Genomic DNA, 17,065 nt, shown 5'->3' on the forward strand with positions numbered 1-17,065 from the left:
TGCTATGCTCACTCAACTATCGGTTTCGCTCCAGTCGAGTTATGCCCCGACGTCCGCGTGTCATGCTTCCGCACGTTCCGGTTCATGTCATCCAGCGTGGCAACAACCCGCTAATTAGGGTCAGGTCTTGCGTCGTGCGCCGATGCAACGCTAGCCACTTCAGTGAGCGCCGCAAGTACCGCGTCTGGCCGACGATTTAATACGTTCAGCAAAACCCGAGCCGGCCCGTGCGGCTGCCGGTCCCCACGTTCCCAATGCCGTAATGTGCCCAGGCTGATGCCGAACGAGGCCGCAAATTGACGCTGAGTCATGCCGACCTTATTACGCACAGCCTTCACATCCATCGCCGACATTTCATGTACGACGACTTCGTTAGGCTTGTTCGCTTGATGAGCGATCGCCTGTTCGAGCCCGGCTTTGATGCTTTCAAACGCGTCACTCATGTCTAGACTCCTGCTGCCTTGGTGAGCAGCGCGACAAGCTGAGCCAGGGCGTTGCGTTCAGCTTGAGAGATGTTGGCCTTTTCGTTCTTGCCGAAAATCGTCAGCAGATAAAGTGGTATGCGTTCGTCATGGAAATAATAGATAACGCGAACACCGCCACTTTTGCCTGAACCATCGCGTGCCCATCGAAGTTTTCGTATGCCGCCGGTGCCCCGCATGATTTCGCCGGCTTTCGGATGTTCGGCCAAGTACGCGATCAATGCTTGGTAGTCGGCATCGCCAACCAGCTTGCGAATCTTGCGCGAGAACTCCGGTGTCTCGGCTATGGTCTGCATACCAGAAGAGTACGCCAATGGATTACTTTTGGCTAGATTCCGCGATGCGCTCCGCCAATCCCGATGTCCGCATGACGCGACAAGAAATGGTTTGTCCAAGCGTTTTTCGGTGCGCGTAGATCGCCAAGCGTTCTCGCGCTCTAGTCAGCCCCGTATAAAACAACTCCCGCGTCAAAACCGGCACGTCATAATCGGGCAGCACCAGCGTCACGGAATCAAACTCCGATCCCTGACTCTTGTGAATCGTCATCGCATACACGGAGTCATGCGCGGGCAGGGCGCTCGGCAGGAAAGCCCGCAGGCCGTTGTCCCCCTCGAACCAGACTCTAAGTTGCCTGTTGTCGTTGTATAGCGCAATGCCGACATCGCCGTTATACAGCCCGGTGCGGTAGTCATTTTGTCGCACCATGACCGGGCGGCCGTGATACCAGGCGTCTGCCGGGCTGAAGTCGAAGCGGCGGGCCAAGCGTTCGGTGATGCCGGCGTTGATGGTCTCACTGCCGGCCGGGCCCTGGCGGACGGCGGTGAGTACGCATTGTTTGCCGAGTTGGGCCAGGGCGAGGCTAGGGTCGGTGGTTTCGATCAGGCTCGCATAGTCGTCGGCCAGCTGGTCCATGAGTTGGCTGATGGCGGCGGCGTCTGATCGGGTGTGGTAGGCGAGATCGTCGTGGCCGGCGTGGAGGGGGGCTTCAGCGGTTTCCACATCGCCGGCATTCACGGCCGCGGCCAGCCGGCCGATGGTGCTGTCGGCGTTGAAGCGGCGGCTGGTCTGCAGGGTGACGACGTGGTCGGCCAGGGCGTGGCTGGCCGGTTCACGGGCTTCGGCGATCAGGTCGCCAGCCGCGGTCTGTTGCTCGGCGGTGAAGCGGTTGACGCCGGCATTGGTACAGATCTCGGCCAGCACGGAGCCGGATTCGACGGAGGCGAGCTGGTAGCGGTCGCCAAGCAGGATGAGGCGGGCGTCGTTTCTAATCGCATCCGCCAGCTTGGCCATCATCGGCAGGTCCACCATCGAGGCTTCGTCGACGATCACCACATCGTAGGGCAGCGGGTTGTCGGCGTTGAAGCGGGGCCGAGTCGTGGCACCCGTGAGGCCGAGCAGGCGATGCAGGGTGCGGGCGGTTTGCGGGATGTGTTTGCCGACGGCGGCGTGATCGAAGTTTGCGTCCGCGCCCATGTCGTCCAGTCCTTTGCGGACTGATTCGAGCATGCGGGCGGCGGCCTTGCCGGTTGGGGCGGCCAGGGCGATGAGCGGCGGTGTTTCGTTCTTGTCGAGCCCGGCTTCGATCAGCACGCGCAGCAGGCGCACGATGGTGTAGGTCTTGCCGGTGCCGGGGCCGCCGGAGATGACGGTGAAGTGGTGGCGCAGGGCCGCGAAGGCGGCGACGGCCTGCCAGTTGGTGGCATTCGGGTTGGCTTTGTCCGTTGCGAACAGGCCGCTGCCGGGTTTGAGCGTGTCGACGTTGACCGGGTTCGGCTCGGCCGCCATCAGTTCGCGCAGCCGCTTGGCGAGCCTGGTTTCGTAGGCGTGGTAGCGCTGCAGGTAGAGCCGGTCGTTTTCCAGTATCAGCGGTTTGATTTCGCCCGGTTCGCCGGCGAGGTCGCTGGCGGCCAATGCGGTAGGCAGTTCGGCTTGGTTGACTGCGCCCATCAAGCCAGTCGGGATTGCGTCCAGCGCCAGGCAGGTATGGCCCTGGGCGACGGCCCAGCTTGCCAGGGCGAAGGCGCGGGCGACCAGCCGGTCGGCGCCGTGGCGGGACGCCCAGTGGGCCAGGGCGTTGTCCAGATCGGACAGGCCGGTGTCTTCGGCGAGTGCTACGGCGTCTATCGGCGCTTCGGTCGCGTGCTCGTGCGTCTTTGCCGGTTTGGACTCGGCCGGCGCGGAATCGAACAGGTCGCCCGTGCTTGATTCATTCATTGGCGGCCCAGTCCGTAATCTTGGTGACGTGCATGGTGGCGCACGACGAGTATCTGCAATGTCGGGTTCTGGATGCGATACAGCACGGAGAACGGAAATCTCGGCAGTACGAACATCCGCAAGTTGCGGTGGCGTTCCGGAAACGCCTCGGGCATAGCCATAATCATTTCGATGCTGGCATCGATTTCGTCGAGGAACGCTTGCCCCAAACCCGCTTCCTTGCTCGCGTAGTACGCCGCCTGCTCGGCAATATCGGCTGCGGCGTCGGGGTGTATGACGAGCCGCACTACGACAGCGTGTCGCGAATGCGTTTCATCTCGTCGTGATAGTCGAGCGCGGTTTTCTCGCCGGTATCAAGCTCGCGAGCGCGTCGCTCGGCGAGGTCCAATGCCGCCTGCTCGGATAGGCTGGAACGCGTCGCGCCGGGCACGCTGGCCAGCAGTCGGGCCGCCAGGCGCAAACGCGCATCTGGCGGGATTTTCAGCGCGTCGTTTTCCAGATCCATTTCGGTTCGCTTTGACATATCGCGCTCTGGTATCTGCATTGTCGTCTTCCGATTATGACTCAAAACCGCAAACGCCAGTCTGAGCTTATTGTGTAGCCGCCCGTGCACGGTTCGGTTATTGCCGACCTCGTCTATGTTCGGCGTTCGGCTTTGTGTGTACAGCGCTCAGCGGCGCCATGAGGCGATCCGGTCGCGCATTGTGGCGTTCGACAAGGTTCTGTCCGCGGCTGAATCCGCCAAGCCTCGTTGTACCATCCGCTCGAATGCGGGCTCTTGCTGCGGTTCCTGCTCCGAAGCGTGTTCAGATTTCTTCGTGAAGGAGTGTATGGAATCGCTTTTATCGGTGTTCATCGTTTTTGTGTTCGGTATCTGGTTGGGGTTTCGCACTGCTATGCAAGTCACTTTTGCCCGCCAGTGCCCGCCGCTGTGTCCAAAGCGTCGGAAGGCGAGACGAGCACGGCAAGCCTGCCGTCGGGCACCGGCTTGAGATGTTGCGAGGCGACTATCGGGCATTTCATAGCATGCGAATCAACGGCCAGTGGCGGATCGTATTTCGATGGCAGAGTGCGGATGCGCACGACGTTGCAATCGTGGATTACCACGCGTGAACGATTCAACATCATGCTTTTGGAGGCAATGACATGATTTCGACACATAGAACGGCCACGCGCCCCGGCGTGATCTTGCTGCGCGAATTTCTTGAACCGCTGGGGTTGAGCCAGAAAGCGCTGGCGGCTCATCTGGGTGTTTCGATTCAGCGCGTGAATGAGATCATTCGTGGCAAGCGGGGCATTTCGGCGGATACGGCCTGGTTGTTGTCCGAGGCGTTCAATACGTCGCCCGAGTTCTGGATCAATTTGCAGACGACGTACGATTTGTCGGCGCACCGGCCGACGCGGCATGTCGAGCCGATTGTGGCGGCTTAGTACGTTTTGATGCAGGTAGGCGCTCGCGGGCCTGTGGTCTGTTCGGACCACCGGGTCGGTCTGAGAGGCGTGCGACTTGAATCGGCGATGAGTTGCGTTCAGCTTGGGGTTTCGCGCTGATGCGCGAGTCACTTTCGTTTGCTTGTCCAAACGAAAGTAACCAAAGGAAACGACACCCTGTCTTGCGCCGATGCTGCGCATCGGTTCCCTCCCACCGCGGACCGCAAGCGGGACGGCCGGAAACTCGCTGACGCTCAAACATCCGGCCGTCTTTTTCCGCTTGCGGCCCGCGCTGCTCGGCGCTACGCCCAAGGGACCAGAATACAGGCAAGCTCGCTGTCGCTCGCTCAAGGTCTCCGCCTGTTCATGTCCGATTGGCCGCAGGCCAATCCGACGGTGGCAGCGCACCGAGTCGGCTTATGGCCTGCGGCCTGAGCCGACCTGCGTGGGGCGTGGGGCTCATGCCGGTATTTCCCGGTCCGCGGTTTGCCCGTCGAACAATGCATCAAGCGCCTCGATAAGCTCGATCGGAGGGCGATCGGAAAACACGCCGATATCGCTTTCGCCGTCCATGGCCCGTACGAACAGATACTGCACGCCGCCCAGATGCGTGGCCGGGTCGTAGGCCTCGCCGAGACAGCGCCGCAGGTGCCGGTGCAGGGCGACGTTGTAGATCAGGTACTGCAGGTCGTAGTGGGCACGGCCGATGGCGCGCGCGAGTGCTTCGTCGCGGTAGGCGGCGGGGGTGTCGCCGAGGCGGTTGGTTTTGTAGTCGAGGATGACGTAGGCGCCGTCGACTTCCACCACCAGGTCGATGAAGCCCTGCATGAGTCCATACAGGACCTGCGCCGGATGGCCGCCAAGGGCAGCGGGCAGGTAGCCGGCTTCGCGCAGGGTGTCGACCAGCGCGCCGAGGCGATGGCCGGACAGCCGCAGCATGAACTCCATTTCCGTGAGCAGTCGCCCGCGATCCAGGCCGGCCAGCGGGCCGATGACGGGCAGCGGTGTATGCAGCGTGCGGGCGACGAGGTCGGCGGTGTCGTCGATTCGCGGGTCGGTTTCGTCCTCGGCGATCAGGCCGTATTGACGCAAGGTGTCGTGGACCTGTCGGCGGTGGGCATGGGCGAGTGGCTGGCCGGGGGCCGGCCAGGGGCCGTGCCTGGCATGCTTGAGCTGTTCTTCCAGCAGATCGTGCACGGCCGAGCCGAAGCGCACGCCGGACAGGCGAGCATCCAGCCGCGGCAGTTCGCCTTCGGCTCCGGCGTCCAGTGCGTCGCCGGGCTGGCTGGCCCGTTCATCCGCGGCCCCCGGCTCGGGCAACTCGGCCGGGGCGGTATCGGCCGGAGCGTGGGCCAGGCGCGAAAAACTGTAGGTGGACCAGCGCGGGCGGGCCGCGGGCAGGTCGCTGCGGGCGGCGCTGAGTTGTTCCGCGTCCATGGCGGCCGGCGGCTCGACGGCCGGCGCCGGGCGGCTGACGTCGACCCGTTCGACGGCGATCGCCTCGGGTACGGCTTGTTGCAGCCGGTCCAGCGCGCCGCCGCCGGCGATACCATCGCGATACAGCAGGTCGCCGAGCGCGCCGGATGTGCCGTAGTCGTCCGGCTCGCGCCAGCCGACGACCAGCGCCTGTTCGGCGCGGGTGAGTGCGACGTAGAGCAGACGCAGGGCTTCCGAGCGGGCTTCGAGCACGGCCTGTTTGACGTTCGCCGGGTCGTCGCCGACCAGATCGATCATGGCCTGGCTGTCGGTGTCGTCTTCGCCCCCGTCGTCGTTTGGGGCGTGAAAGACCAGCGGCGGCTTGTCCGGCGCGCCGGCGGTGCCGAGCCAGGGCGCGAACGGCAGGAAGACGATCGGGTATTGCAGGCCCTTGGCGGCATGCACGGTGCTGATGCGCACCAGATCGGCATCGGATTCCAGGCGCAGCTGGCTTTCGTCCTCGGCGCCGAGCGCGCCATCCTCGGCGGCGGCGATGCGCTCGTCCAGCCAGCGCACGACGCTGGCCATGCCGAAGCATTGGCCTTCCGCGTGGGCCAGCAGTTCGCCGAGCTGCAGATAGTTGCTCATGCGGCGCTCGCCGTCGGTGAGCGCGAGTACACCGGGGGCGGCGGCCACGAACAGCTCTTCCAGCGCCGAGAGCACGCCGCGTGCCCGCCAGGCGTCGTGCAGGGCGTGAAAGCGCTCGATGGCGAGCTGCATGGCGTGGTCGTCGTCGGCCAGCACGATGAGGTCGGCCAGACGCTTGCCGAGCAGCGCGGTGGGCTGGACGGCGCGCACCGCGGTGGCGTCGTCGGGCTGGGCCATGGCACGCAGGACGTGCCGCAGGTCGGCGGCCTCGGCGCTGGTGAATACCGAATCCCGATGCTGGCAGACCGCCCGAATACCATGGGCGGCGAGTGTGGTCTGCAGCGTGGTGGCTTCGCGATGATTGTTCACCAGCACGGCGATATCGCGGGCGGCGACCGGCTGCGTGGCGCCGTCGGCCCGCTGCCAGTGGGCGGAGTCGCCGTTCAGCAGCCGGCCAATGGCGGCGACGGTTTCTTCGATCAGGCGGTTCTGGTCGTCGTCTTTGGAGGGATTCTTGATTTTGCCGTTTTTCAGCTCGGTTTCGTTGCCGTGGAGCTGCCAGAACGTGAGCGCGTTCAGCTCCGGGCCGTTGGCGGCGACGAGCCGGCGGTCGCCGGTTTGCCGGCCGGCCTCGACGTGCGGGAAGTCGATCTCGGAGACGATGAAGGGATCGGTGTCCGGCAGCCGGTAGAGCGCTTCGATGGCATCGAGCACCTGCCGGGTCGAGCGGAAGTTGGTGGTCAGCGTATAGCGCGCCTCGCGCGCGGCATGGGCGGCGGCGAGATAGGCATAGATATCGCCGCCGCGAAAGCCGTAGATGGCCTGTTTCGGGTCGCCGATGAGCAGCAGCGCGCCGTGCTCGCGTTCGGGTGACCCATTTTCTTCGGAAGATAAGTAAATGCGCGACAGGCTGGCGTATTGCAGCGGGTCGGTGTCCTGAAATTCGTCCACCAGGGCATAGGGCCAGCGCGTATGCAGGGCATCGGCCAGCGCTGCGCCAGTGCGCTCGTGGGTGAGTGCGGTGTGCAGGGCGACGATGAGGTCGTCGTAGCTGTACTGGCGGCGCTCGATCTTGCGGGCCGCGGCGCGGTCGCGCACCGCGGTCACCGCGCGGTCGATGGTGACCAGCCGGGCCAGCGGCTGGATTTCGGCGAGGAGCGGCAAGGCGGCCAGTTCGGCCAGGGGCTGGGCAAAGGCCTGGCAGCTTTTGGGCGTTTTCTTGAACTGGCTCGCGGGATCGTCGAACGTCTTCACCCATTCGCCCAGCGCCGGCACCGCGCCGGCCGCCAGGGCGTCCATGATCTGGCGGTCGAGCACGGCCACGGCATCGCGCGGGCTGTCGTGGGCGGCCAGCGCGACATTGAGCGGGTCGTTCTTCTTCAGTGCGTCGTGCTCGCATGCCTCGGCCAGCGCGTCGGCGAGCGGCTCGGCCGTGCCGGGCCAATGCGCCGCCAGTTGGGCCTGGAGTGTGGCCAGCCGCTCGTGGTCGATACCGGCGAGCCGGGCATGCGTTCGGAACAGCACCGGGCGGATGGTCTCGTACAACGCATCCGGCGAGGGCCAGAGCGCCAGCACGTCGCCAGCGGCGCCCTCCGCGCCGAAGACATGCTCGCGCCAGTAGTCGGCGGCGGCTTCGCGATACAGGCTGGGGTCGTCCACCGCGTCGCCGCGATCGAACGCCAGGGCGGATTCGAAGGCGTTCTCGGTCGCCGCCCGCTGGGCGAAGCCGTGGATGGTCACAATGGTGGCTTCGTCCACCCGCGCGGCGGCATCGGCCAGCCGGCGGGCCAGCGGCTCGCGCGGCTCGTCGCAGCCGGCGATGATCTGTTGCGTGAACGCATGCTCGGCGTTGCCCGGCTCGGCCAGTTCCGGCGCATGGGCGATGCGGGCGGCATCGGCCAGCCGGGCACGGATTCGCTCGCGCAGTTCCTGGGTGGCGGCCCGGGTGAACGTCATCACCAGAATGTCGCGCACCGAGGCGCGTTCTTCGACGATCAGGCGCAGGTAGAGCCCGGCCAGCGAAAACGTCTTGCCGGTGCCGGCACTCGCCTCGATCAGGCGCAGGCCGGATAGCGGCAGCGTGGCGGCATCGAACGGCTGGCTGGCAGTGGCTGAGTCGGTCATGCCGGCGCCTCGGCGTCGCTCTCCACGGGGCGGATCGTCTGGTTCATGGGGCCGCTGATGGCATCGATGGCCGCAATGAACGGGCTGTCGTCCTCGGTTTCGCCGAGCGGCGCGTCGGGCGGGCCGAGCAGCATGGCGAAGTAGGGATCGCGCAGCAGGTGGTGCGGGTGGTACGCCGCTGGCTTGAAGCGAAAGCCGAGGTTGTCGAAGGCCTTGTTCTGGTCCGGGTTGTAGCTGTCGTCCAGATCGGGGTGATAAGCGATCGGCCGGGTCTGGCCCTGGATATACAGCCGCACGAGATGGGCCAGCTCGGCGTGGGCGGTGTCGCGATCGATCCGGCCGGCATATTCGATCCGTTCGGCGGTTTTCTTGTCGGGCGCGAAACCGGCCATGTGTAGATCCAGTTCGTGGCCGGCCGCGACCGCGGCCAGATACTCGATCCAGTAGCGCAGGCGAAAACGCGTCTTGAGCTTGCCGGTACGCAGCCGGCGCATGGCGTTGGGCCAGCACTGGGCAACGCGGCCGGTGACGCGGATCGCGCCGAGTTCATCGATATCCAGATCGAGCTGGATGTCGAGCGTCTCCGGTGTGCCTTCGGCTTTCCAGCCCTGCCAGATCGGCAGCAGTTCGTTCACGGCCTCGGCCTGTGCGGCATAGTTCGGTGCAGCCAGCGGCGGGGGCGGCAGCGTGCCGCGGGCGCGTTCGAGCGCGGTGGGTTCGAGGTCGATCTCGGCCTCGCCGGTCCGGTCGGCGGTCTCGAACAGACGATCACGGAGCTGGGCGGCGGCGAGCGGGTCGAGCGCGATGGGCTCGGCGTCGTCGACCTGATGATCCTCGATCTCGAGATTGAGCTTGATGCGCTCGCGAAAGAACGCCCGCGGTGGGTGATCGAAGAAGCGCTTGAGCGTATCCAGGTCTATCGCCTCGACGGCCTCGGCCACCGGCGCGGTGCTGTCGTCGAGTAGCGGCTGGCGGGCTTCGCGGGCGCCGATGGACGCGCGCGTGGCGTCGCGCCAGTCGCCGGCATAGGTGAACACGCGCCGATCGTCTTCGTCTGGCGAGAAATAGCGCAACGAAAACGGCTGCATCGGCTGGTGATGAATCAGGCGGCGTTCGAAGGCATTCTTGTCGTCGCCGGCGAAATAATGCCGGCGCAGGAATTCCAGCGTTTCGCCCACGATCGGCGAGGGCGGCAGTTCTTCGCCGGTATTCACGTCCTGGCCGATATAGCTGATGTAGAAGGCATCGCGCGCGGCGGTGAGCGCCTGCAGGAACAACAGCCGGTCGTCGTCGCGGGTGTTGCGGTCGCCCAGCCGCGGGGCGTCGAACATCACGTTGAAGGCCCGGCCGGCGTCCTGACGCGGGAAGGCCGAATCGTTCATGCCGAGCACGCAGACCACGCGAAACGGCACGGCGCGCAGCGGCACCATGCCGCAGAAGGTGATGCCGCCGGCCAGGAACGGCTGGCGCTCGGTCGCGGTTTCCAGTGTGGCGCGCAGGCTGTCGCGCACGGCCGGCCAGGACAGGCGCCGGTCGGCGGCGAGCGGCTTGTCGCGGGTGCAGTTTTCGGCCGTGTCGAAGCGGGCAAATACGTTGCGCAGGGAATCGACCGCGCGTTGTTCGTCCGGGGTGTCCATCGACGGCGCGATCAGCCGGTCCACCATGGCGTTGAGCCGGGTCTGCCATTCGCCCGGCGTGGCCGGCTGGGCCAGGCCGTCGGCAACGGTGGCGAGCGTGTCCTCGAAGCGCCAGAGCTTGCCGAGCGCGGCGGTGATGCCGCCTTCCAGATCCGACCACGGCGCCACACCGGCGGTGAGCGTTTCGTCGTCGGACTGGGCGACGCCCAGCAGCAGGCGGTCGAGCCCGAAGCGCCAGCTGTTCTGCTCGAACGCGCCGGCACCGAGCTCGGCCCGATGATCCTTATTCCGGCCCCAACGGATGCCGGCTTCGCCAACCCAATCCGTGATCGGTTCCAGCTCGCCGGCTGACAGCCCGAAGCGCCGCATGACGGCGGGCACGGCGAGCAGGTCCAGCAATTCGCTGGCCGCCCAGCGCGACAGCGGCAGGTCGAGCAGGGCCGAGACACAGGTCACGATCGGATGGGCGGCCGAGCGGGCGCGATCGGCGAGGCCGAAGGGCAGGTAACGATCGGGTGGCGCGCCGCCGAACACGGCCTGGATCGCCGGAGCATACGTGGCCACATCCGGCAGCATCACGATGATGTCGCGCGGGGCCAGACGTTGGGCCTCGGCGATTTCGCCGGCGGAGACGCGCTTGTCGTCCGCGGCCAGGCGATCCAGCAATTGATCCTGCAGTACCTGAATCTCGCGCAGCGGGCTGTGGCAGGCATGCACCTCGAACGAGGTGTCGGTGTCGTCCATGCCCTGCGGCGAGCCGCTGCAGTCCAGTTCGACGATATCGGCCTGCACGCGATGCAGCAGCGTGTCGGCCGCGGGCACGTCGTAATCCATCAGATCGCCCAGCTCGGGCTCGATCATGCCGGCGAATTCGTCCGAATACAGCACGCGCAGCGTGTCGCGGGCCATGCGTCCGAGCGCGGACAGCAGCGGGTGGCCGGCCTCGACCGCGGCTTCGCCGGGCAGCAGGGCGTTTGCGTCCGGGCTGGCGGCCGCCGGCAGATCGAGCGGCAGCCGGCCGGCGGTGATATCGCCCCAGTAGGCAGCACTCGGGTTCGGCAGCAGGAAATGCACATCCACATGCTCGGCCAGCGCGTAAAGCAGGCGCAGGTGATCGGGCGCGAGCGCCACCAGGCCGAAGCAATACAGCTCGTCCGGACAGAAATCGATCACGCGTAGTTGCAGCGTCGGGTCTTTTCCCAGGCGTGTGATGAAGTTCGTGAGCACGCGGGCGCGGTGCGTGGTGCCGAGGCGATGGTCGCGCGTGAGCCAGTGCCACACGCGCGCCTGCCAGCGGCCGGGGTTGGACGCCGGCACCTCGCCGGCCTCCCAGGCGGTTAGCATGTCGGCGCGATAGATCAGGTACTGGTCGAAGACATCGGTGAGCTGGCGGGCGAGCTGGTAGCGGCGCACTTCATCCACCGGCTCTCCGAGATAATCGGCGACCGCCGGGACTTCACGCGCGATCTCGGGCAGCGCGGCATACAGATGCCAGGGCAGGCAATCCGGCTCGAAGTGATTGCCCGCGTCGGCGCCGTCCATGGTGGCGTGCAGCATGTCCCAGATGAACGCGCCGGGCAGGCGACCGTCGATGTTGGCGGCGATGCCTTCGCTTTCGGCCAGCTGGATACGCAGCCAGCGGCCGATGCCGGCGTTGGGGGCCAGTACGGTATCCACAGCCAGCGGTGCCCGCGATCGCCGCCCGCGCAGCGCGCCGAACAGCTCGGCCAGCCGCGACAGATCGTTGTGGTGATAGAGATAGAACATGCGCCAGGCCAGCGTCGAATGAGTGGGGTTGGTGGCGCAATGCAAGCCGCCAGGCATCGTCCGTCCAAGAATTTAACGCGAATCGGGCGTCCTCGAATACCGCGCGTTCCACGATCTGCGGTCGTTTGCCACCGAATTCGCCACCTGGGCCTGGCAACGGTGTGAGTGTGGTTTGCCGCGAAGGACTGAGCCCGTTCGATTTCGCCGAGGTGCCGGTAGTCAACGCTATCGAGCATCCGCGCGATCACGACGACCGCAAGCGGGTCGCGCTGGCGGGCGTGCTGCGGTTCGAGCCGATCGAGCCGCGTTAGGCGTGCTATTCAGTCGGCCTGGGCGAGAATTACGCTGGAGGCCTTGAACAGGGCCGTGGCGGTATCGCCTTCGGCCAGCGCCAGGGTATCGGCCGATTCGCGCGTGATCACGGCCGCCAGTGTGGCGCCGCCCGGCAGGCGCAGCGTGACTTCCGAGGCGACATCGTCGCGAATCACCGATTCGACGGTACCCACCAGGCGGTTGCGTGTCGACAGCCGGCTGTCCGACATATCGCCGGCAGCCACGATCAGCCAACTGGCCTTGATCAACGCGGTAATGGCGACACCGGGCTCGATGCCCAGGTTGTCCGCGCTGGCGTTGGTGATCACTGCCGCCAGCCGGTCGCCGCCGGCCAGTTCCAGATCCACTTCGACATTGACCGCACCACGGGTGACCGCGGTGACCCGGCCGAGCAGCTGATTGCGTGCACTGGTCTGCATGGCGAGACGCTCCATGAGGTTGAGATCGTCGCCGGCCAGATGGGCGAGACGGCGATTGAGTTGTGCCAGGAACCGCGCCTGCTCGGCTTCGGCCGCGCGATAGGTCGCCACCAGGCGATGCCCGCGCTCGGTCAGCCGCGTGCCGCCACCGCCGACGCCGCCGGTGCTGCGTTCCACCAGGGGCGTATCGGACAGATTGTTGGCCGCGTTAACGGCATCCCACGCGCCCTTGTAGCTCAGCCCGACCGCCTTGGCCGCCGCGGTAATCGAGCCGGTGTGGCCGATGGCCTCGAGCAGGGCGATGCGACGTGCGCCGATGCCGCCGGTGCGCGGACCGAGGTGCAGCTGACCGTCGAGGCGGGAAACATCGGATGCCATGCGCGATACTCGCGTTGCCGGCGCGGCGAGAATGAGAATTGGCGTCCCCGACAGGAGTCGAACCTGTGACCTGCCGCTTAGGAGGCGGCTGCTCTATCCTGCTGAGCTACGGGGACGCGCCGAGCGCGTAGATTAACGCAGCGCACCGGCGAACACGAAGTCGCGAGCGAATGCGGGCCGCCCATGAGCCCGCGCTGTGGCCCCGGGCCCGCGCACGATGCCCGCCGTTGCGCCCTGCGGCGGTGCGGGTATTGCCGGGGCGCGCGCTACGCGGAAGGCCAGTCCGGTACGCGAAAGTGCGCGGGACAGTTGTGCTGCGCGATGGGCGCGTTCATCAGCCCGGCATCCTGCGGGAATTCGGCCAGATGGGCGCGCGGGATGGTGAACCAGAGCTGGCTCAGATAGCGCGAATCGTACGGCCCGCTGCAGCGCAGCTGCAGGGCCTGGGTCTTGCTTGTGTTGAACGCGCGATCGAACTCGGCGCGCAGATCGGCGCGTGCGACGCGCTGGCCCGCATGCTGTCGCAGCCAGTCGCCAAGCGGGCTGTCGGTAACGCGCTGGCGCAGGCCCAGTTCGGTGGCGAAGAATCGCTGCGTATCGAAGTCGAAGCACTGCACGTGCTTGTCGTATTCGTGCGTCAGCAGGCTGCGGTCGAGCTGCGGCATGACGCGTTCGAGATGGCGCCGCGTGGCGCCGTCGAGTTGCGGGGCCGCGTCGCTGTGGTGATAAAAGTCGCAGCCGCGCGACCACCATTGCCGGGCGGCGACGCCGCGCGAGATCAGATCCTGTGGGCGCGAGGCCCAGAGGCCATGCAGGCCGAGGCGTACGTCGTGGTTCTGGTCGGCCGCGCACTGGCCTTCGGCACAGAACCCCGGCTGCCAGGTCAGGGCCAGGGTGTAGTGGCCGAAATCGCCGTGCTTTTTCGGCGACAACGGCGAATCGGCCTGGGCCGTGGCCACCGCGGCGACGGCAACAACGAACGTGGCGATGGCGATATGAATGCGCATGGGCGGCGTTGACTCGGGTTGTCGAACGGGTCGGGCGGCGCGGGCCGCGGTGGCCGGGCGTTGATTATCCGCATACGGTTCAGTGTGTACGCGGCGGATTGTAATGCCCGCCGGGCTCGATGGTATGCAGGTACGGGCCGTTCCAATCGCGTTCGAAGATGTCGTTGAGCGTGTGGGCGGTATCGGCATCGTGCATGAACAGCGCGGCATCGACGCTGGCATCGAAATAACTGCGCGTCCAGTTGCCGGTGCCGATGTAGAGCGCGTCGCCGTCGGCCACCGCGTACTTGCAGTGCTCGACCCGGGCATAGGGAATGAAACCGCGTGGCGCGGCCGGCACATGGCTGTACTTGACCGTAATGTTGGGCAGTACCGTCAGACTCTTCAAATAGGCCTGCATCGGTTCGCGCAATGCCCAGTCGGCAACCACGATCTTCACAGTAACGCCGCGCGCGGCCGCATCGCGCAGCGCGGTGTCCAGCACTGGCCAGTAACCGTGCGCGCCGTATTCGTTGATCGCCGATAGCGTCATCACCTGAAGGTGGACATCATGACGGGCCGAGCGAATGAGCTGGACCAGGGCCGATTGTTCGCTGGTGATCCAGTCGGGCATGAGCGTCGGCGGCGAGAACGCTTCGAATGCGGTGCCGGTGAGCCGGCCATCAGCGTTGGCGACCGGGACCGGCGCCTGCCGCGTGACCGGCTCGAATGTCGACGGCTCGGCGGCGCGCTTGCGCGCGGCCGGCAGATCGCCGTCAGCGGCCAGGCGCCAATCGAAGTCGAAGGTGGCGTCCAGCGTTCGGGCCATGCGCGGGCTGTCGATGCGGGCGCCGAGTTCGTGAATCTGGTTCATGGCACGCCAGTCCCAGTTGGCGCTGCCGATGAATGCCTCGCGGCCGTCGACCACGAAATACTTGGCATGCAGGACGCCCCCGGTAAGCCGGTCCACGGGCAGACGCCGGATCGTCACGTTGGCGAGCCTGGCCAGCGGCGCCAGGCTTTTGTTGGTTTCGCTGGCGAATGTCGGGCCGGTGAGGATACGAATCTTCACGCCGGCCTGCGCGCGGGCGGCGATGGCGTGCATCACCGGTGCCAGGGCTTCGCCCGGTTTATCGGCCACGTAGAAGGCCGCGATGTCGATGCGATGGTGCGCCGACTCGATCATGGCACGCCACACATCCGGCGTGCGCGGAACCCCGGGTTCGCCGTAGATGCTGTGCTTCGGCACGCTCTCGACGATCTGGATATGGGCCGGCGCGATAGCGGGGGCGCTTGCGGGCGCAGCGACGGTGATGGTGTGAATGACCACACCCAGCAGCCCCATCGCGGCCTGCGCGAGATGCCGATCAATTCGCATTCGACGCCGCCGGTTGCGCGCTGGCCTGCGGTGCCGCGGGCGTCGCCTTGGCTGCGGGCGGCGGCTGCCAGGCCTGGAGCGGGGCGTGGGTCCAGTTCCCGTAGCTCGCGTTGGGCAGCACGATGAAGCGGTTACCGAAGGCTTGGCGCATGCGCCTGACGGTCGATCGTTGGCTCGCCAGCGAGGTGCCCGCGAATTCGGCGTCGAAGTCGTGCAGCGTATCGCCCACGAGCAGCAGAATGTCGTGATTCCGGGCGATCGCATCGCGTCGCTTCTTCTTCGACGGGCCTTTCAGGCGCACCGAGTCGGTCGAGACCTGGGGCAGATCGTCGCGCTTGAGATTGGCGATGGTGGCGGCTTCATGCTTGGCCGAGCGATTGGATACATAGTAAATGGCCACACCGCGCGCATTGGCGTGGCGGAGAAACGCGCGTGCGCCCGGGATCAGGCGCGCCTGGGCGGACTCGACCCACTGATCCCAGTGCTTTGGGTACGAAAACCCGTCGATGACGCTGGCGGCTTCGTAGGGCGAGTTGTCGAGCACCGTCTCGTCGAGATCAAGCACGACCGCCGGCTGGCGCTTGCCCTGGTGTTCGGCCAGCAGCCGGTCGAGTCGGCGGGTGGCCACGTTGTAGGCCTGCAGCTGCAGTGCCCGGACTTCGGCACTCGCCTGCTGGTACCGATCCGCCATCAGGTGCGGGTTGGAAGTGATCGTTGCTGCATCCGGCTCGCCGCTGTCGGCGAAGGCGGGCGGCAGGAAGGCGACCAGAACGAGCGCCGCGGTGGCGCACGAAATCGAGTACTTCATCAGCTTGGGTCCGGGCGTGTTCACAAGAGATTGAGTATGCCGAGCCGGCCACATGCGACAGGCAGCAAGCCGACATCACAGCGCGTATGCATGACGACCGTATGTCACGCCGGCTGTGGGGCGCTCAAAACAAGCCGGCACGTCCGGGCGATTCGTCGAGCGCCTCCATATGGTCGGGTGCGGCGGAGCGCGGCATCGCGTGCGGGCCTGAGCGCAGGATAGGCAAGGCGCCGTATTCCGGGGTGCGGCCGATTACCGCGCCTTGCATGGCGCGAACAACCCCCGCGAAATGCACGCCGCGCACCGACACTAGCGCGCGAGGGTGGTATTGAGCACGGTCGCAAGCCGAACCCCACCGCGCTGGATCTGGCGGCGCACGACGGGCCAGGTCTTGTGCTGATATGCCGCGGACCCGTCGCGGCGTGGTGGCGCAGGGAGATCGGCGTACGCCACGCGGCGGGCGAGCCGGTGGGCCTGGTTGGCCCAGCGGACCGCGGCGGCGCTCAATCGCGCGCCATGGATGCCACGGCGCCAGTTGGCGCGCTCGCGTGGTGTGATGTCAGCGTCGGGCCGTGCGGCCGCGGCGCGAGTCGGGGCGTAGTCGATCGAGTAATCGCGTCCGACATGCAGATGCAGCGCATGATCGACGATACCGCTGTCCCAGATGCGATGCAGATTGCTGCGATGACCGAAATAGCTGAGTCTGACATCGTTACCGCCCCTGTCGTCGTGGTCTTCGGCGTGTAGCGGCTGCTCCCGCCATCGGTTATTGCGGGCGAATATGACGGCATACCGCGACTGTTGGATGAAGGTTCCGATGCCAGCGCCGTTCGGGCCGTTGATGCTAGGCCGCGAGCGTAAACCACGGCGGGCGAAACTCCTCAATCTTGAGGATGACATGCGTTGGCGTGCGCGATCGACGAGCCACATTCGGTCATGCCACGCGTCCGCCAATGCCAGGTCACGGGACGTACGCATGGGTTTTTACCGTGTCGCGGCGGGGCCGCCGCAAGCCGGCGTAGCATGTCAAAAATTGTTTTTTTA

General features: G+C 66.1%; 15 protein-coding genes and 1 tRNA gene. 3 read left to right on the plus strand and 13 right to left on the minus strand.

Annotated elements, in window-relative coordinates; all coding sequences use genetic code 11:
- Positions 1 to 110 precede the first annotated feature (110 nt).
- The 5 genes from ACS8Y6_RS11860 to ACS8Y6_RS11880 are packed head-to-tail and all read right to left on the minus strand — an operon-like array spanning position 111 to position 3,219.
- Complete coding sequence (locus ACS8Y6_RS11860) at positions 111 to 443, minus strand: helix-turn-helix domain-containing protein (RefSeq protein ID WP_440855632.1); 333 nt, start codon at positions 441 to 443, stop codon at positions 111 to 113.
- Positions 444 to 445: 2 nt separating this feature from the next.
- Complete coding sequence (locus ACS8Y6_RS11865; protein WP_440855633.1) at positions 446 to 778, minus strand: type II toxin-antitoxin system RelE/ParE family toxin; 333 nt, start codon at positions 776 to 778, stop codon at positions 446 to 448.
- 22 nt (positions 779 to 800) lie between these two features.
- Positions 801 to 2,696, minus strand: coding sequence for an exodeoxyribonuclease V subunit alpha (recD, locus tag ACS8Y6_RS11870; RefSeq protein ID WP_440855634.1), 1,896 nt, complete (start codon positions 2,694 to 2,696; stop codon positions 801 to 803).
- Entirely contained in the window at positions 2,693 to 2,983 is a 291-nt protein-coding gene (locus ACS8Y6_RS11875) for a type II toxin-antitoxin system RelE/ParE family toxin (RefSeq protein ID WP_440855635.1), read from the minus strand. The genes recD and ACS8Y6_RS11875 overlap by 4 nt, the downstream gene beginning before the upstream one ends.
- The gene (locus tag ACS8Y6_RS11880; RefSeq protein WP_109994584.1) at positions 2,983 to 3,219 is read right to left on the minus strand and encodes an addiction module protein; all 237 of its coding nucleotides are present in this window, start codon (positions 3,217 to 3,219) and stop codon (positions 2,983 to 2,985) included. Before ACS8Y6_RS11880 ends, ACS8Y6_RS11875 begins: the two co-directional genes overlap by 1 nt.
- Before the next feature lie 503 nt (positions 3,220 to 3,722).
- On the opposite strand from ACS8Y6_RS11880, the gene ACS8Y6_RS11885 reads away from it, so the two are divergent.
- Together ACS8Y6_RS11885 and ACS8Y6_RS11890 are read left to right on the plus strand one after the other, a co-directional pair.
- A complete protein-coding gene (locus ACS8Y6_RS11885) occupies positions 3,723 to 3,809 on the plus strand; it encodes a hypothetical protein (RefSeq protein WP_440855684.1) in 87 nt (28 codons plus the stop codon).
- A 33-nt stretch (positions 3,810 to 3,842) separates the two neighbouring features.
- Positions 3,843 to 4,127 (plus strand): HigA family addiction module antitoxin, encoded by a 285-nt coding sequence (locus tag ACS8Y6_RS11890; RefSeq protein ID WP_440855636.1) that lies wholly within the window; start codon positions 3,843 to 3,845, stop codon positions 4,125 to 4,127.
- Between the two features lie 459 nt (positions 4,128 to 4,586).
- On the opposite strand, the gene recB is transcribed toward ACS8Y6_RS11890, so the two are convergent.
- Complete coding sequence (gene recB, locus ACS8Y6_RS11895) at positions 4,587 to 8,315, minus strand: exodeoxyribonuclease V subunit beta (RefSeq protein WP_440855637.1); 3,729 nt, start codon at positions 8,313 to 8,315, stop codon at positions 4,587 to 4,589.
- The gene (gene recC / locus ACS8Y6_RS11900; RefSeq protein WP_440855638.1) at positions 8,312 to 11,776 is read right to left on the minus strand and encodes an exodeoxyribonuclease V subunit gamma; all 3,465 of its coding nucleotides are present in this window, start codon (positions 11,774 to 11,776) and stop codon (positions 8,312 to 8,314) included. The genes recB and recC overlap by 4 nt, the downstream gene beginning before the upstream one ends.
- Positions 11,777 to 11,880: 104 nt before the next feature.
- Here recC and ACS8Y6_RS11905 point away from each other — a divergent pair, with 104 nt between their 5' ends.
- Complete coding sequence (locus tag ACS8Y6_RS11905; RefSeq protein WP_440850938.1) at positions 11,881 to 12,030, plus strand: hypothetical protein; 150 nt, start codon at positions 11,881 to 11,883, stop codon at positions 12,028 to 12,030.
- 9 nt (positions 12,031 to 12,039) lie between these two features.
- On the opposite strand, the gene ACS8Y6_RS11910 is transcribed toward ACS8Y6_RS11905, so the two are convergent.
- From ACS8Y6_RS11910 to ACS8Y6_RS11935, 6 genes are all read right to left on the minus strand, one after another.
- Positions 12,040 to 12,849 carry a TOBE domain-containing protein gene (locus ACS8Y6_RS11910; RefSeq protein ID WP_440855639.1) on the minus strand — a complete coding sequence of 270 codons (810 nt, stop codon included), beginning with the start codon at positions 12,847 to 12,849 and terminating at the stop codon, positions 12,040 to 12,042.
- A gap of 39 nt (positions 12,850 to 12,888) precedes the next feature.
- Positions 12,889 to 12,965, minus strand: a tRNA-Arg gene (locus ACS8Y6_RS11915).
- Between the two features lie 150 nt (positions 12,966 to 13,115).
- Positions 13,116 to 13,856 carry a ribonuclease T2 family protein gene (locus ACS8Y6_RS11920; protein ID WP_440855640.1) on the minus strand — a complete coding sequence of 247 codons (741 nt, stop codon included), beginning with the start codon at positions 13,854 to 13,856 and terminating at the stop codon, positions 13,116 to 13,118.
- 79 nt (positions 13,857 to 13,935) lie between these two features.
- Positions 13,936 to 15,213 carry a phospholipase D-like domain-containing protein gene (locus ACS8Y6_RS11925; RefSeq protein ID WP_440855641.1) on the minus strand — a complete coding sequence of 426 codons (1,278 nt, stop codon included), beginning with the start codon at positions 15,211 to 15,213 and terminating at the stop codon, positions 13,936 to 13,938.
- Positions 15,203 to 16,021 carry a 5'-nucleotidase, lipoprotein e(P4) family gene (locus ACS8Y6_RS11930; protein WP_440850934.1) on the minus strand — a complete coding sequence of 273 codons (819 nt, stop codon included), beginning with the start codon at positions 16,019 to 16,021 and terminating at the stop codon, positions 15,203 to 15,205. Before ACS8Y6_RS11930 ends, ACS8Y6_RS11925 begins: the two co-directional genes overlap by 11 nt.
- A gap of 309 nt (positions 16,022 to 16,330) precedes the next feature.
- The gene (locus ACS8Y6_RS11935) at positions 16,331 to 16,999 is read right to left on the minus strand and encodes a S1/P1 nuclease (protein WP_440855642.1); all 669 of its coding nucleotides are present in this window, start codon (positions 16,997 to 16,999) and stop codon (positions 16,331 to 16,333) included.
- Positions 17,000 to 17,065 lie beyond the last annotated feature (66 nt).

This window comes from Salinisphaera sp. RV14 (genome assembly GCF_052044135.1).
Lineage (GTDB): Bacteria > Pseudomonadota > Gammaproteobacteria > Nevskiales > Salinisphaeraceae > Salinisphaera.

Coding starts and splice junctions, on each gene's coding strand:
- ACS8Y6_RS11865 (WP_440855633.1), bottom strand. CDS start 778: ATGCAGACCATAGCCGAGACACCGGAGTTCTCGCGCAAGATTCGCAAG.
- ACS8Y6_RS11935 (WP_440855642.1), bottom strand. CDS start 16,999: ATGCGTACGTCCCGTGACCTGGCATTGGCGGACGCGTGGCATGACCGA.
- recB (WP_440855637.1), bottom strand. CDS start 8,315: ATGACCGACTCAGCCACTGCCAGCCAGCCGTTCGATGCCGCCACGCTG.
- ACS8Y6_RS11890 (WP_440855636.1), top strand. CDS start 3,843: ATGATTTCGACACATAGAACGGCCACGCGCCCCGGCGTGATCTTGCTG.
- ACS8Y6_RS11920 (WP_440855640.1), bottom strand. CDS start 13,856: ATGCGCATTCATATCGCCATCGCCACGTTCGTTGTTGCCGTCGCCGCG.
- ACS8Y6_RS11885 (WP_440855684.1), top strand. CDS start 3,723: ATGCGAATCAACGGCCAGTGGCGGATCGTATTTCGATGGCAGAGTGCG.
- recD (WP_440855634.1), bottom strand. CDS start 2,696: ATGAATGAATCAAGCACGGGCGACCTGTTCGATTCCGCGCCGGCCGAG.
- recC (WP_440855638.1), bottom strand. CDS start 11,776: ATGCCTGGCGGCTTGCATTGCGCCACCAACCCCACTCATTCGACGCTG.
- ACS8Y6_RS11860 (WP_440855632.1), bottom strand. CDS start 443: ATGAGTGACGCGTTTGAAAGCATCAAAGCCGGGCTCGAACAGGCGATC.
- ACS8Y6_RS11880 (WP_109994584.1), bottom strand. CDS start 3,219: ATGTCAAAGCGAACCGAAATGGATCTGGAAAACGACGCGCTGAAAATC.
- ACS8Y6_RS11930 (WP_440850934.1), bottom strand. CDS start 16,021: ATGAAGTACTCGATTTCGTGCGCCACCGCGGCGCTCGTTCTGGTCGCC.
- ACS8Y6_RS11925 (WP_440855641.1), bottom strand. CDS start 15,213: ATGCGAATTGATCGGCATCTCGCGCAGGCCGCGATGGGGCTGCTGGGT.
- ACS8Y6_RS11910 (WP_440855639.1), bottom strand. CDS start 12,849: ATGGCATCCGATGTTTCCCGCCTCGACGGTCAGCTGCACCTCGGTCCG.